The sequence below is a fragment of the Microbacterium sp. ZW T6_19 genome, from assembly GCF_044987465.1.
Lineage (GTDB): Bacteria > Actinomycetota > Actinomycetes > Actinomycetales > Microbacteriaceae > Microbacterium > Microbacterium natoriense_A.
The window spans coordinates 119,963-133,794 of record NZ_JBJDRH010000005.1 but is presented as its reverse complement, the minus strand read 5'-3'; the positions used below and the strand labels follow the sequence as shown (position 1 = coordinate 133,794).

Below are 13,832 nucleotides of genomic sequence, written 5' to 3'. Positions count from 1 at the left end.
ACCACCATGCGCGCCATCATCCTGATGTTCGACAGCCTCAACCGGCACATGCTGCCGCCGTACGGTGACACCTTCGTCGACGCCCCGAACTTCGCCCGGCTGGCGCACAGGGCAGCGACGTTCGACAACTTCTATGCCGGGTCCATGCCGTGCATGCCGGCTCGGCGTGAGATGCACACGGGGCGACACAACTTCCTGCACCGCAGCTGGGGACCCCTCGAGCCGTTCGACGATTCGATGCCAGAGATGCTCAAGAACGCAGGGGTGCACACGCATCTGGTCACCGATCACCAGCACTACTGGGAGGACGGCGGCGCCACGTATCACACGCGCTACAACACCTGGGAGTTCTTCCGCGGGCAGGAGGGCGACCCGTGGAAGGGCGACGCCGACGCATTGCGCGGCGTTCGATTCCCGGCCGTGCTGAAGACGCAGGATGCGGTCAACCGCAAGTACATGTCGACGGAGGCCGAGCACACGCAGACGCGGACGGTCGACGCCGCCGTCGAGTTCCTCGAGACGAATGTCGATGCCGACCGCTGGATGCTGCAGCTGGAACTGTTCGATCCGCACGAGCCCTTCTTCGCGCACGACAAGTACCGCGACCTGTACCCGAGCGACTACGAAGGCCCCGTGGTCGACTGGCCGGGGTACAACAAGGTCGTCGAGCCGCAGGATCAGGTCGAGCAGGCTCGGCGCGAGTATGCCGCGCTGGTCTCGATGTGCGATTTCTCGCTGGGTCGGGTCATGGACTTCATGGACGAGCACGACATGTGGAAGGACACGATGCTGCTCGTCAACACCGATCACGGCTTCCTGCTCGGCGAGCACGGCTGGTGGGCGAAGTCGGTGCAGCCGTGGTTCAACGAACTCGTCCACCTGCCGATGTTCCTCTGGGATCCGCGCACGGGCGGCGCCGATGTTCGTCGGGGTGAGCTGGCGCAGACGATCGACATCGCGCCGACGATGCTGCGCTTCTTCGGCGTCGAGCCGACTGAGGACATGCTCGGCAAGGACTTCGCGCTCGAAGGAGGCAAGGAGGGCGCGCTGTTCGGCATCCACGGCGGTCATGTCAACGTGACCGACGGCCGCTACGTCTACATGCGGGCGAGCGTCGATCCGGCCAACGGCCCGATCGAGGACTACACCCTCATGCCGACGCACATGCGCAGCCGCTTCTCCGTCTCAGAGCTGGCCGAGTGGGAACCAGCGGCGCCGTTCTCCTTCACGAAGGGCCTGCGCACCATGCGGGTCGACTCCGTCGGAGGTTTCCGCATCAACTCCTGGCAGCACGGCACCCTGCTGTGGGATCTCGAGACCGATCCCGGTCAGACGACGCCGATCGTCGACGACGAGGTCGAGCAGCGGATGATCGAGCTGCTCATCTCGCTTCTTCGAGAGAACGACGCCCCTCCCAGCATCTTCACCCGGCTCGGGCTGCCTGACGGCGATGTCACGGCCGAACATCTGCGTGCGGCCGTCGATCTCGATCGCGCGTTGAAGATCGCCGAGCCCCTCCCGGATCTCGCCGAACTGCCGGCGAGGGAGCTTCTCATGGCGCCGGTGCAGGCGCTGCTCGCCGACGGGGTCACCCGCGAGGTGCTCGAGCGGCATCTTCCCTGGCTCGTCACGACAGAGCTGATCACCGCGACCCCGATGGCGAGCATCATGGGTATCGCTGCGGTCGGCGGGGTGTCGGCGACGAAGCTGCGGGAGATGGCTGACGATCTTGCGCAGACGACTGCAGCGGCGGTCGTGTCGTGAGTCAGGGATCTGGCGTCATCAGGCCCAACATCCTCTGGATCAGCACTCACGACATCAATCCGGACCTCGGATGCTACGCCGGCATCTGGCCGGGTGCCGAGTACGCGCACACGCCGAATCTCGATGCTCTTGCCGCGCGCGGAGTGCGATTCGACAACGCATTCGCGGCGGCTCCCATCTGTGCTCCCGCTCGCTCGGCGATAGTCACGGGATGCTATCCGACAGCCATCGGCACGATGCACATGCGTTCCAAGGCTGTCCCTCCGCCGACGGTGCGTCTTCTGCCGGAGATCTTCCGAGAAGCGGGTTACTACTGCACCAACAACTGGTTCACCGATTTTCAGGTCGACCTGCCCGAGGTCGTCTTCGACGACTGCAGCCCGGCCGCGCACTGGCGAAACCGCCCGACTGCGGACACGCCGTTCTTCGCCATGTTCCACGGGATGAGCACGCATGAGTCTCAGCTGTACCTCGAGGACGACGCCTTCGCCGCCGCGACGAGCCACGTCACCGACGCCGAACGGCACGACCCTGCTGCGGCGCCGATCCCGCCGTACTATCCCGACGACGAGGTGTTCCGCACGGCCTGGGCCCGTTACGCAGACCTCATCACCGAGATGGACCACTGGGCAGGACAGATCCTCGATGAGCTCGAAGCAGACGGACTCCTCGATGACACGATCGTCGTCTTCTGGAGCGACCACGGCAAGGGGATGCCGAAGGCCAAACGCTGGGCCGGTGAAGCGGGGCTGCGAGAGCCGCTCCTCGTGAGCTGGCCGGGACATCTCCCCGAGGCCGCGACTTCCTCCGGCCTCGTGCACACCATGGATCTCGCTCCCACGATGCTCGCGCTGGCGGGCATCGACGTGCCCTCGTTCATGCACGGCGTGCCGCTCTTCGGTGTGGATGGCGCCGTGGTGACCGAGCCGAACGAGTTCACCTATGGCGGACGGGACCGCCAGGGCGAGGCGGAGGATCGGTCGCGCACCGTCCGAGATCACCGATTCCGCTATATCAGGAACTACCATCCGGACAAGCCGGCGATGATCCATACCGATTACTCCGATCAGCTGTCGACGTGGGCCGCGTTCCGCAAGCTCGCGTCCGACGAGTGCCAGCAACGGGCGCGGGGGGAAGCGCTGACGACCATGACAGCCGCACAGCGCGCCGTCGTCGCCCAATCCAAGCCCCGCGAAGAGCTGTACGACATCGTGGTGGATCCTCATGAGCTGGTCAACCTCGTCGCGGAGCCGGCCAACCGACGCGACCTCACCCGGCTTCGCGCCGCGCTGGATGCGTGGATCGAGCGGTACGGCGACCTCGGCGCCGTACCGGAGGAGGTTCTCGAAGAGCAGTGGCGCCCTGGCGGTGTCCACCGGGCGACATCCAAGCCGATCGCTGAGATCCGCGATGGCCTGCTCATCGCGTCTTGCGAGACCGAAGGAGCGATTCTTGCGTGGACGGACCACGAGCCGTCGGCCAGCGGACCGCGTGGCCCACTGCAACGCGAGATCGGCATGCCCTCTGGCACTGGCTCCATCTGGACGATCTACTCCGAACCTGTGCCAGTGCTCGCTCCCGTGTGGGTGAAGGCGTGGCGACTCGGATACGAGCCGAGTGCCGCCGAACTCGTCGCCAGCCCTTCCTGATTCGCTCAAACCTCGAAAGAAGATCATGACTCGAACGAACGTCATCTTCGTCATGTCCGACGACCACGCGGCGCATGCGATCTCGGCATACGGCAGCAGAGTGAACCACACCCCTCATCTCGATCGGATCGCCGCCGAGGGCATGCGGATGGACGCCGTGTTCTGCACGAACTCGATCTGCAGTCCGTCGCGAGCGACGATCCTGACCGGGACGTACAGTCACGTCAACGGCGTCTCCTCGATCTGGACCGAGATGGACTATCGCGTGCCGACCTTCCCCGAGGTCCTCCAGCAGAGCGGCTACAAGACCGCGATGTTCGGCAAATGGCACCTGGGCGAGCACGGCACGGCGCTTCCACGCGGCTTCGACGCCTGGAAGATCTTCCCAGGCCAGGGCGACTACGTCGACCCGATGATGATCGATGAAACGGGCGCCCGGCCGGTGCAGGGCTACGCCACCGACATCGTCACCGACCTCTCCCTCGACTGGATCGATTCGCTCGGTGAAGACGAGCCGTTCTGCATGATGGTGCACCACAAGGCGCCGCATCGACCATGGGTTCCCGACGAGAAGCACAAGCACCTGTACGCGGACGGCTCGATCCCCGAGCCCGAGACGTTCTTCGACGACTACGAGACGCGCAGCAAGGCGGTGCGCGGAGTCCGGATGACGATCGCCGACGATATGGGCTCCGAGGACCTGAAGCAGGAGGTGCCGGAGCACCTGCGCGGACCGGAGAACCGCGAAGCGCGGATGCGCTGGAAGTACCAGATCTACATGCGCGACTACCTGCAGTGCATCCAGTCGATCGACGACAACATCGGCCGGCTGCTCGACCACCTGGAGGAACGCGGTCTGGCCGAGAACACGCTCGTCGTGTACACCTCGGACCAGGGCTTCTTCCTCGGTGACCACGGCTGGTTCGACAAGCGCCTGATGTTCGATCAGTCGCTGCAGATGCCGATGCTGATGCGCTGGCCGGCCGAGATCGAAGCGGGCAGCACGTGCGATGCGATCATCACGAACGTCGACTTCGCCGCGACCTTCCTCGACATCTGCGGGGTCGACGCCGCCGAGGCTCTTCCCACGTCTCAGGGGCGCAGCTTCCGTTCCCTGCTGCGGGGCGAGGAGGTGGAGGACTGGCCGGATGCCGTGTACTACCGGTACTGGGAGCATGACGATCCGATCCACGCGGCACCCGCGCACTACGGCATCCGCACGGCCGATCACAAACTCATCTACTACTACGGCGCAGGCCTCGATGTTCCCGGCGCATCTCACACCGTGTTCGAGCCCGAGTGGGAGCTCTACGATCTGAAGAGCGACCCGAGCGAAGTGCGCAACGTCGCCGACGACCCGGGCTACGCGGGCATCAAAGCCGAGCTCGAGGTCAAGCTCGCCGAGTATCAGGGCCGTTATGCGGACGAGCCGTACGTCGGACCGGACACCCCGCGTCCGGAATGGGGGCCGTACGACGCCGAACTCTTCGCGATGGTGGAGATGTACGTGGCACACATCCGTTCGAGCTCCTGACCAGCGGGGAGCATCGCGCCCTATATCACTTCGCAGTACCCACCCATCACATCGACTGGAGAATCACATGGCCACCTACGATCTTTCAACCACCCCGCTGCGCGTGCTTCTGGACGCGCCCGATGCGCGGGCAGTCATCGATGAGCTGCTTCCTGAACTGCCGGAGCACCCCATGATTCAGATGGCATACGGCATGAGTGTCGACAGCGTTCTCGCCTTCGCCGCTGGGGCGGGCGATCCCGAGCGCGTCACAGCGCTGCGAGATGCCCTGAATCGGCTCTGAGCGCCGTGAGCGTGCGGTTGCGCCCTATCGGCGGCGGGTCGTCCACAAGCTCTGACCGACAGGAGAGAACATGAACAACCGTGTCCGATTCACGGGCTCGCACGTGCTGATCACCGGAGCCGGCAGCGGTATCGGTCGTTTGATGGCGATCGGCGCGGCGCGGCGCGGCGCTCGCGTCACGATCTGGGACCTCTCAGAGGAACGCGGCACCAAGGTCCGTGACGAGATCCGATCGTTCGGCGGGCAGGCGCAGGTGCGAACCATCGACATCACCGACCGGGCGGCGGTGGACGCGGCGGCGGCCGACACGGGCACAGTCGACATCCTCATCAACAACGCCGGGATCGTCACGGGCAAGCGGCTCCTCGATTCCGATCCCGACGCGATCCAGCGCACATTCGCCGTGAACACGCTCAGTCTCTACTGGATGACACGCGCCTTTCTCGGGGGAATGCTGCAGCGCGACCGCGGCACCGTCGTCACTGTCGCCAGCGCGGCAGGGCTGGTGGGGGTCGCCCGGCAGACCGACTACTCGGCGAGCAAGTTCGCCGCGTTCGGATTCAACGAATCGCTGCGTGCCGAGCTTCGCACCGAGGGCAGCTCGGTGCGCACGTTGATCGTGTGCCCGTTCTACGTCAACACAGGCATGTTCGAAGGGGTCAAGACGAAGTACCCGTTCCTGCTTCCGATCCTCGACGAAGACGTGGTGGCGGAGAAGATCCTCACAGCGGTGAGCCGGGGCAAGGAGCAGCTGATCATGCCCGGAGCGGTCCGGCTCCTGCCCAGCGGACGAATGTTCCCGGTTCGCGGATTCGACGCGATCATGAACGCTCTCGGCGTCAACCGCACGATGGACCACTTCGTCGGCCGACGTGGCTGACGCGTGACGGCCGTTCTGTTGGACCGGTGCGATCTGCACGGGCAGCCGTCCCCACCGCGGCGAAGTCGACGACGGGAGGCGGCGTGCTCCCGATGATGATCCGCGGTGACGCCGAGACGACGTTCTCACGCGTCCGCGACGAGTTCGCTGCGATCAGCGCGGACCATCTGGCCGGGCATTCGCTCGCGATCTACCATCGAGGTCGGCAGGTCGTCGACCTGATGAGCGGAAGCGCGCAACCGACGGAGGACGGTGCGTGGCGACGGGACACTCTTGCCACCGCGTTCTCCGTCAGCAAGGGAGTTCTCGCGCTTCTCATCCATCGACTCGTCGACGCCGGCCAGATGGAGATCGACGCTCCGGTCATGTCGGTCTGGCCGGACTTCGGGCGGAACGGGAAGCAGAGCATCACCATCCGCGAGGTCCTCGACCACCGCGCGGGCCTGATCTCACTCCACTCGGATCTCGCCCTTCCGGACCTTCTCGCCTGGGAACCCGTTATTCGAGCCCTTGAGGATCAGGAACCGCTCTGGCCCAGTGGGCAGCAGTTCGGCTACCACGCCCTCACCTGGGGGTGGCTGGTCGGCGAGATCCTACGACGAGCAACAGGACAGCATCCTCGGATCCTCATCGAGCGCGAACTCCGCGCGCCCCTCGGCCTGGACCTCTGGCTGGGACTGCCGGCGCGCGAGACGTATCGGCTGGCGGTCACCCGGCCAGCACCCCGGGAGAACCCTGCGAAGATCCCATTGCGGGTGCTGGCGCACGTACGCAAGATGCGCATCCGCCCCGAGGTCATGCGCTCCGTGACGATGGGAACCGCACTCTGGAAGCCGGAAACGGCTTTCAACGACATCGACGTCATCAAGGCCGGACTGCCAGCCGCGGGAGTCGTCGCCACAACCTCCTCGCTGGCTCGGCTGTTCGCCGCTGCAGTCGGAGAGATCGATGGTGTGCGACTCTTGTCCGATCAGTCCGTCGATGCCATCCTCGACGCACCGACAGACGTACCCCATTGGGGAGGGGTCTCTTCGCCCACGGCGATGTTCTCGTCCGGCTTCATGCTCCGCCGGGCGATCGACCGACCTCTGCTGTCAAGCCATTCCTTCGGGCATGACGGTGCGCTCGGGCAACTCGTGTTCGCCGACGCGGACGAGCAGATCGGCTTCGCGTACAACACGAACCGTTCTTTCGGTCTGATGGACCGCCGTGCCGATCGCCTCGTTCGCGCCCTCAAGTCAGATCTGTCTGCGTTCCCCTGAGTCCGTACCGTGATCGATCAGTGCGCCCAGAGCGTGAACGCCCGACGGCGGGGAACGCGCCTTTCGGCACGCGCCCCGCCGCCCATGTTCCGAGTAGAACAGGATGCTCAGAGGATGAACTGGGCTCCCTGCCACCCCTGGCCGACACGGTTGGCCGGCGTGAACATGTTCCCGGTGAACACGCCGGTGTTGACGAACTCGAGCAGAGTGCCCGCCGAGTCGGTCGTGAGCAGATCGGCCTGCGAGTCGCCGTTGAGATCGGTGACGATCGGCAGTCGCGATGCGCTCCAGTCGGACCCGACCTGGACGCGAGGGGCGAAGGTCGGGATTCCGCCTGTGCATCCCGTGTTCCGATAGGCGAACAGCTTCCCGTCGCCGAGGACGGCCAGCAGGTCAGCGCGGCCGTCGCCGTTGAGCTCGACGGCCTCGAGCTTCAGAGTGCCCGTCCAGCCGGTTCCGATGAGCCCCGTCGTGGAGAACATCGAGCCCGAGAACGTCCCGCTGTTGTCGAATGCGCGCAGCGCTCCGGTGCCGTCGATGGTCAGGATGTCGGAATCGCGGTCGCCGCACAGGTCGCCGACGATCGGGAGCTGCGCCGAAGACCATCCCTGCCCGACCTTGACTCCGGGATCAGTGAACGCCGGAACGTTGTTCGTGCACCCGGTGTTGCGGTACGCCATCAGGTCGCCGTTGGCCAGCACACCCAGCAGGTCGGCCCGTCCGTCGGCGTTGAGGTCGGTCGCCTTCAGGCTCAGATTGCCCTGCCAGCCCTGACCGATCTGCACCGGTGACGCGTACAGGTTCGCGAACGACCCGGAATTGGCCCGATACCTCAGCGCGCCGGTCGACTCGACCTGGATGATGTCGAGCTGCCGATCACCGCAGAACTCGCCGACGATGGGCAGTCGCGCAGAAGAGTATCCGGAGCCGACGGTGTACGACACGTCGCCGAAGTACGTCGCGCCGTCCTGGTTGGACTGTCCGCTCGTGGTGGAGACGTTCGGGTACGCCTTGAGGGTCCCGTCTGCCATCACTCCGAGCAGATCCGAGCGCCCAGTGCCGGCGAGGTCGCCGAGTTCTGTTCCTCGCGCCAGTGCGAACGACAGGAACGGGTCGAGCACGCCGACCCCCACCCGGGCCTCATTGGCGCTGATCTGCGCGACGAGCGCGACCAGCTGCGTGCGCTTCTGGTTCATCGTCGCGGTGTCGCCCGCGCTCTCAGCGACCAGAGCCGCCACCGCCAGCTCTCCGGCCTGACCGTAGAGGCTCGCCTTGTCGAACCAGCGGCCGCCCTCCGCTTTCAGAAGAGGATTGGCGCCGGCCTCGCGGAGGGTCGTGACACTGTTCTTGAGAGCAGTGAAGGCAGCCGTGAGCTCGACTCCCGCGGCGGGGACGCCGCTGTTCGCGTGCCACGCCGCGCGGAACGCAGCGATCTTCGCGCCGATCCCCGCGGATTCGACGGAGCTCAACGACGATGCGTAGTTGTTCTCCGCGAAGGCGCGCAGTGCCGCGGCTCGAGAGCCGCCCAACGCGGCCACCGAGGCCTCCCAGGAGGACGGTGCGTCGTACGCGGTCGGGTTCCACGCGAAGTCCGCTGCGGTGAACAAGGCGAGCTGCGAGAACTCCGCCTCGTTCATCGCGTTGAAGTAGATGCCCTCGCTGGCTGCAGCGAGAGTCTTGTCTCGACCCTCCAGCGGCCCGAGCAGCAGCCGATCCGCGTCGAACCGGTCGGCGTAGTCGTTCACCGGATAGTTGTCCCAGATCGCGAGCGATCGTCCTCCGAACGCGGTCTCCGCATCCGTGAGTTCACCGAGCGGGATCGTGGGTGAGATGACCTCTCGCCCACTCCAGAACAGCGTCGCCTTGGGGGTCAGCTGCTGGGCGAGGCGCGTGCGGTACTGACTCACCTGCGTGCCGTGGTACTCGGTGGGGACCACCAGGAGCGGGCGAGCGCCCGTCTTGGTGTCGAGCCACGCCTGGACCTCGTTGACGACCCCGGCTTGCAGCGACGCCAGGGCCTGGTCGGAGGTGCCCAGAGGGCTGGTCCCGCTTCCGTATGCGGCCTTGTCGGCCGCGCAGCCGAAGTCGTCGGCGATGTCGTCCCAGGCGACGGTGAACTGGCGGACTCCCGCCGTCCAGAGCTGCTCGAAACGATCGATGAGCAGATCGGTCTGACCGGGCGTCGAGAAGCACATGCCGAGCGCGGGGGCCATCGGGGCCTGCGGCGAGACGCGATAGATGTACTCGACGTGCCGTGCTGCGCTCAGCGCGACGATCTGCTGGATCTTCGTGAGGTCGGTGGCGGAGTACGGGGTGGACCACAGGTTGCCGGTGTGCAGATCCTGTGCGGGGCCGTAGAAGTAGGTGTCCATCTTGTTCCGGGCGAGGAACTCGATGTGAGACTTCTCCTGGTCGAGCGACCAGTGGTCCGGATCGCTGTAGAACGACTGCATCCCCGCGCGGACTTTGAAAGCCGGCGCGTCGCGGACGGTGAGCTTCCAGACCTTGCTCCCGGTCGAGCCTGTCGACAGGACCTGCCGCAGGCTCTGTGCGGCGTAGTAGGTGCCGGTCTTGTCGACGCCAGACAGCACGATGCGCATGCGGCCCTGCGCATCGGTCCCGGCCGCGAGGACGTATCCGTCTGCGGCCAGACCGCCTGGGCCGGTGGCGCCGAGGGCTGTCAGTGCGCCGGCGCTCGCAGAATTCTCCGCGGGTCCGCCGACGTACACGGTCGCGCCGGACCCCGGGTCGGTGCTCGCCACCGTCGCCGAGGTGCCCGTGGCGGTGAGGAGCGACTTGGTCAGGGCGACGGCTGCGGGGTCGGCGCCGTTCGGGGCGACGAGGGTGACGCTCGACGGCAGTGTCATCTGCTGTCCGGAAGAGGTCAGCTGCAGCGGCCGGGGCCAGATGACGGGCCCGGTCGCGGCGGCAGCGGCGACGGTTGTGGTGGTGGTGGGGGAGACGACGCCGGATGGTGCGGTCTCGAGCGCGGAGGCTGCGACCGGAGTCGCGAGCCCTCCGACGAGCGCTGCGGACGCGATCAGCCCGAGGGCTGTTCTGCTCCGCGCGCGGAGGTGACGGGGAGAGGACTTCATGGGAGAGCGCCCTTCTGGCGGGGCCGCACGGATTGCGGCACTTACGCCAGATACTGGTCTAGAGCAGTTTGGCTGTCAAGGGTGTTCCCGGATCCGGGCTCATCCGTCGGCGGCGCGACCCACGTGCATCTCGATGACGTAGCGGTCTCCCCGATAGAGCGACCGGCCGAACTCGACCGTCTTGCCCATGTTGTCGTGAGCCTTGCGTTCGATGGCGAAGCAGGGCTCGCCGGCGTCCGTCTCCAGGCGCACCGCGTCTTCGGGGGAGAGTCTGTCGATCGCGACCGTCTGCTCGGCGTTCTCCGGGCGCACGCCGTAAGCGCGGTCGAGCACCTCGTAGAGGGAATCGGTCTCGGACATCCTGGCGAGCAGATCGGGAAAACGCGAGGCGGGGAGGTTGGTCGTCTCGTAGGCCATCGCCGTGCCGTCGGCAGTCCTGACGCGCTCGATGCGCACGACGAGGTCGCCCTCGGCGAGGTCGAGCGCCGCTGCGACCACTGCGGACGCGGGTTCGAGCCGCGCGACGAAGTCGCGTGCGCCCGGCTCCATTCCGCGGAACCGCATGTCCTCTGTGAAGGAACGGAATATCTCCGAATGGGCCAATCGCGGATGCTGCACGAAGGCGCCGCGGCCAGGCTCTCGGCGGACCAGACCTGCGGATTCCAGGCTGTCGATAGCGCCACGGACCGTCATCCGGGCGACGCCGAACTGCTCGGCGAGCACCCGCTCGGAGGGCAGCAGGGTGTCGGGCCGAGAGGATGCGGCGAAGGCCGCGAGGGCCTTGCGGATCTGCTCGCCCTTGCCCGGTTCGCCGTCGCCGTCTCCGACCTGCGCTGCCAGCAGGCCGATCTCGTCGCCGCCGTCGGAATGCTTGGACCGTGCCACCGTGGAAAGCCCCTTCTCGTGCGCTTGCGCGCGTAGTGAGTCATCTTAGGCCGGTGGGGTGGGAGATTGGTCTATACCGGCACCGTTGACAAACGGTATAGACCAGTATTACTGTGGCCCCACCCCAACAAGCACCGCCTCACCACTGCCGCCGAATTCGATTCGGAGCAGTCCCACCAAGAGGAGCACGATGTCGAAATTCAGAAAGGCCACGCTCGCGGCAGCAGCACTGACCGTCAGCACACTCGTACTCGCCGGATGCGCGCCGAGCGCCGGACCCGCAGGCGCGGACGGAGACGACTCCACGATCACGGTATGGGGATGGAGGCAGGAGGACGCGAAGACGTACGACAAGATCTTCACCGCCTTCGAAGACGCTCACCCCGGCGTGACCGTCGAGTACGTGCCCTATCTCAACACCGAGTACGACACGATCCTGTCGACCGGGCTCAAGGACGCGAGCGGCCCGGATGTCGCCCAGCTGCGCTCGTACGGACTGCTGCAGCCGCTGGTGGAGTCGGGAGACCTCGTCGCGCTCGATGACGAGGTCGCCGACCTCGCCGACTTCTCGCCGTCTGTCCTGGATGGTGCCCGCGGCGTCTCCGACGGTGCGGTGTACGGCGTTCCGTTCGCGATCCAGACGCTGCACGTCATCTACAACAAGGCCGTGTTCGACGAGCTCGGGATCGAAGAGCCCACGACCTGGGACGAGATGATCAGCGCGTTCGACGAGATCAAGGCCTCGGGAATCACGCCTCTCGCCAACACCGTGACCGACACGTGGATGCTGCCGATCGAGCAGGAGATCTTCGGCGCCGGCACCTACGGCGCAACCCCGTACCTGGAGAAGATGCTCGACGGCGAAGCATCATTCACAGATGCGCCGTGGGTGGATTCGGTCGACGCGTGGACGAGTACTCGCGCCTATTGGGGCGATGCCTACCAGGGCACCAGCTACGAAGACGCGCAGGCCCTGTTCACATCGGGGAAGGCAGCGGCGTTCCCCGGTGGTATCTGGGAGCTCGCCAACTTCCGCAAAGCGAACCCCGATCTCGAGCTCGGCATCTTCAACGCGCCGGCTCCCGACGGCTCCGGCGTTCCAGTGCCCGGATACGTCGACGGATCCTTCGGCGTCTCGAACGCCAGCGACAACAAGGACGCGGCGCTCGAGCTCGTGCAGTGGATGGCTACCGCCGACTTCGGCCAGGCCTTCACCGATGAGCTCGCGCAGATCTCGCCCGTCCCGGGCGTGACGCCGTCGGACCCGCTGCTCGCTGAAGCGGTGGATGCGTACGCGGCCGAGCCGAGTCCCTACATCACCTATGCCTACTTCTCCGGGGGCACCCCCGGGGCCTGGGACCTCGCCTCCTCGTCGTTCTCGAGCCTCATCCTCGATGAGATCGATGCGGCCGCTGCGGCGGGCAAGATCCAGCAGGGCATCGATCAGTGGTTCACACCTCGCTCATGATGCGAACACGAGCGCGGGGCCGATACTCGCCCGAGCATGTCTCGTTCGGGTGGATCGCGTTGTTCAGCGGCCCCGCTCTCGTGTTGTACACCGTTCTGGTCATCGTCCCGATCTTCACCGCCTTCGTCTACGGCCTCTTCACCTGGAAGGGGACGACGCCTGATGCGTTCGTCGGTCTCGGCAACTACGTCGAGCTGTTCACGCGCTACCCCGTCAACGAGCAGCTCGGTTCCGCCCTGTGGCACAACGTCCTCTTCTTCGTCGGCACGATGGCGATCCAGAACACCATCGGCCTCGGCCTCGCGGTACTCCTCCACCGGACCAGACGCGGCAAGCGGGTGTTCCAGACGCTGTACTCCACGCCCTACCTGCTCAGCCCGCTGATCGTCGGATATCTGTGGGCGATGCTCCTCAGCCCGACGTTCGGGCCGATCAACGAGGCGCTCCGGGCCGTGGGACTCGATGCGCTGGCGCTTCCCTGGCTGGGGCAGCCGAGCACCGCACTCCCGGTGCTCATACTGATCAACGCCTGGCAGTGGATCGGCGGTCCGCTGCTGATCTTCGGAGCGGCGCTCGGCGGCATCCCGGCCGAACTCGAAGAGGCGGGTCAACTGGACGGCGCCTCCAGCTGGCGGCTGTTCTGGGCGGTGAGGTTCCCGATGATCATGCCGGCTGTCGGTGTCATCACGGTGCTCACCTTCATCGGCTGCTTCAACATCTTCGACCTCGTCTACGCGCTTGGCGGCTCCAACGGCGGGCCGTCCGGGTCGATGGATGTGCTCGGACTGCTCTACTACCGGCTCGCCTTCGACGGCGGGACCAACGCCATCGGGGATTCCTCGGCCATGGCCGTGCTCATGTTCATCCTCGTGTTCGGAGTGGCGATCGCTCTCGAACGACTTCTGCGACGCCGGGAGGCGTGATGACTTCCACACTCGTGCGGACGGGTCCCTCACAGGCTTCGCCGCCCACGCCTACTCTCGCTGCGCCGACGCGCACGCGCAGGAGGAGG

Annotated in this window: 10 protein-coding genes; 8 read left to right on the top strand and 2 right to left on the bottom strand. The window is 66.1% G+C overall.

Features of this window, described 5'->3' with window-relative positions; translation table 11 throughout:
• Positions 1 to 6: 6 nt before the first annotated feature.
• The 6 genes from ACI3KT_RS09590 to ACI3KT_RS09565 all read left to right on the top strand — a co-directional run bounded on the left by ACI3KT_RS09590 (position 7) and on the right by ACI3KT_RS09565 (position 7,372).
• Complete coding sequence (locus ACI3KT_RS09590; RefSeq protein WP_404903884.1) at positions 7 to 1,764, top strand: sulfatase; 1,758 nt, start codon at positions 7 to 9, stop codon at positions 1,762 to 1,764.
• Positions 1,761 to 3,413 carry a sulfatase gene (locus ACI3KT_RS09585; protein ID WP_404903882.1) on the top strand — a complete coding sequence of 551 codons (1,653 nt, stop codon included), beginning with the start codon at positions 1,761 to 1,763 and terminating at the stop codon, positions 3,411 to 3,413. The genes ACI3KT_RS09590 and ACI3KT_RS09585 overlap by 4 nt, the downstream gene beginning before the upstream one ends.
• Before the next feature lie 25 nt (positions 3,414 to 3,438).
• Positions 3,439 to 4,947 (top strand): sulfatase, encoded by a 1,509-nt coding sequence (locus ACI3KT_RS09580; protein ID WP_307293016.1) that lies wholly within the window; start codon positions 3,439 to 3,441, stop codon positions 4,945 to 4,947.
• A 67-nt stretch (positions 4,948 to 5,014) separates the two neighbouring features.
• The gene (locus tag ACI3KT_RS09575; RefSeq protein ID WP_307293014.1) at positions 5,015 to 5,230 is read left to right on the top strand and encodes a hypothetical protein; all 216 of its coding nucleotides are present in this window, start codon (positions 5,015 to 5,017) and stop codon (positions 5,228 to 5,230) included.
• 70 nt (positions 5,231 to 5,300) lie between these two features.
• Positions 5,301 to 6,110 carry an SDR family oxidoreductase gene (locus tag ACI3KT_RS09570; protein ID WP_307293013.1) on the top strand — a complete coding sequence of 270 codons (810 nt, stop codon included), beginning with the start codon at positions 5,301 to 5,303 and terminating at the stop codon, positions 6,108 to 6,110.
• 26 nt (positions 6,111 to 6,136) lie between these two features.
• Positions 6,137 to 7,372: a serine hydrolase domain-containing protein gene (locus tag ACI3KT_RS09565; protein ID WP_404903880.1), complete on the top strand. Its 1,236-nt coding sequence runs from the start codon at positions 6,137 to 6,139 to the stop codon at positions 7,370 to 7,372.
• Positions 7,373 to 7,479: 107 nt separating this feature from the next.
• Here the strand turns inward: ACI3KT_RS09565 and ACI3KT_RS09560 are convergent, their stop codons facing one another.
• Both ACI3KT_RS09560 and ACI3KT_RS09555 read right to left on the bottom strand, forming a co-directional pair.
• Positions 7,480 to 10,467 carry a beta-N-acetylglucosaminidase domain-containing protein gene (locus ACI3KT_RS09560; protein WP_404903878.1) on the bottom strand — a complete coding sequence of 996 codons (2,988 nt, stop codon included), beginning with the start codon at positions 10,465 to 10,467 and terminating at the stop codon, positions 7,480 to 7,482.
• Between the two features lie 99 nt (positions 10,468 to 10,566).
• The gene (locus tag ACI3KT_RS09555; protein ID WP_292904473.1) at positions 10,567 to 11,352 is read right to left on the bottom strand and encodes a GntR family transcriptional regulator; all 786 of its coding nucleotides are present in this window, start codon (positions 11,350 to 11,352) and stop codon (positions 10,567 to 10,569) included.
• A gap of 190 nt (positions 11,353 to 11,542) precedes the next feature.
• Between ACI3KT_RS09555 and ACI3KT_RS09550 the strand changes: the two genes are divergently transcribed.
• Together ACI3KT_RS09550 and ACI3KT_RS09545 are read left to right on the top strand one after the other, a co-directional pair.
• Positions 11,543 to 12,820, top strand: coding sequence for an ABC transporter substrate-binding protein (locus ACI3KT_RS09550; protein ID WP_292904475.1), 1,278 nt, complete (start codon positions 11,543 to 11,545; stop codon positions 12,818 to 12,820).
• A complete protein-coding gene (locus tag ACI3KT_RS09545) occupies positions 12,817 to 13,743 on the top strand; it encodes a carbohydrate ABC transporter permease (protein WP_292904477.1) in 927 nt (308 codons plus the stop codon). Before ACI3KT_RS09550 ends, ACI3KT_RS09545 begins: the two co-directional genes overlap by 4 nt.
• The last annotated feature ends 89 nt before the right edge of the window (positions 13,744 to 13,832 follow it).

What these genes read in the sequence shown, in the direction of transcription:
- ACI3KT_RS09590 (WP_404903884.1), top strand. Translation starts at nt 7, where the DNA reads ATGCGCGCCATCATCCTGATGTTCGACAGCCTCAACCGGCACATGCTG.
- ACI3KT_RS09570 (WP_307293013.1), top strand. Translation starts at nt 5,301, where the DNA reads ATGAACAACCGTGTCCGATTCACGGGCTCGCACGTGCTGATCACCGGA.
- ACI3KT_RS09580 (WP_307293016.1), top strand. Translation starts at nt 3,439, where the DNA reads ATGACTCGAACGAACGTCATCTTCGTCATGTCCGACGACCACGCGGCG.
- ACI3KT_RS09550 (WP_292904475.1), top strand. Translation starts at nt 11,543, where the DNA reads ATGTCGAAATTCAGAAAGGCCACGCTCGCGGCAGCAGCACTGACCGTC.
- ACI3KT_RS09560 (WP_404903878.1), bottom strand. Translation starts at nt 10,467, where the DNA reads ATGAAGTCCTCTCCCCGTCACCTCCGCGCGCGGAGCAGAACAGCCCTC.
- ACI3KT_RS09575 (WP_307293014.1), top strand. Translation starts at nt 5,015, where the DNA reads ATGGCCACCTACGATCTTTCAACCACCCCGCTGCGCGTGCTTCTGGAC.
- ACI3KT_RS09545 (WP_292904477.1), top strand. Translation starts at nt 12,817, where the DNA reads ATGATGCGAACACGAGCGCGGGGCCGATACTCGCCCGAGCATGTCTCG.